Raw genomic sequence first — 280 nt, 5'->3', positions numbered from 1 at the left:
CTCACATCGGAGGAAGTGGTATCACTGTAGGTTGCGGTTGCCATTAGTGGTGTCAGTTGACCTTTTGCCACAGAAACCGAAGGCGGTGTGACCGCAATCGCGGTGATGACCGCCGCGCTGACCTCCACGCTCACTGTGTTACTGGTGACGCCATCTTTAATGGCGGTTATCATTGTTTGGCCGACGTTGACGCCAGACAGGAAGCCAGTCGGCGTTACTGTCGCGGTACTCAGATCATCCGACGTCCAAGTGACGGAATCGCTCACATCGGAGGAAGTGG

Annotated in this window: 1 protein-coding gene; it reads right to left on the bottom strand. The window is 55.7% G+C overall.

Annotated features, from left to right (window positions below; translation table 11 throughout):
* A partial coding sequence (locus tag AB4589_RS25320; RefSeq protein ID WP_372101946.1) for an Ig-like domain-containing protein occupies window positions 1-266 on the bottom strand: 266 nt, incomplete at its 3' end.
* Between the last annotated feature and the right edge of the window lie 14 nt (window positions 267-280).

Origin of the sequence: Vibrio sp. 10N.222.49.A3, from assembly GCF_041475145.1 — a bacterium.
GTDB classification, from domain to species: Bacteria; Pseudomonadota; Gammaproteobacteria; order Enterobacterales; family Vibrionaceae; genus Vibrio; species Vibrio tasmaniensis_A.
The sequence above is the reverse complement of the archived record's forward strand: the minus strand, read 5'-3'. Positions and strand labels throughout refer to the sequence as shown.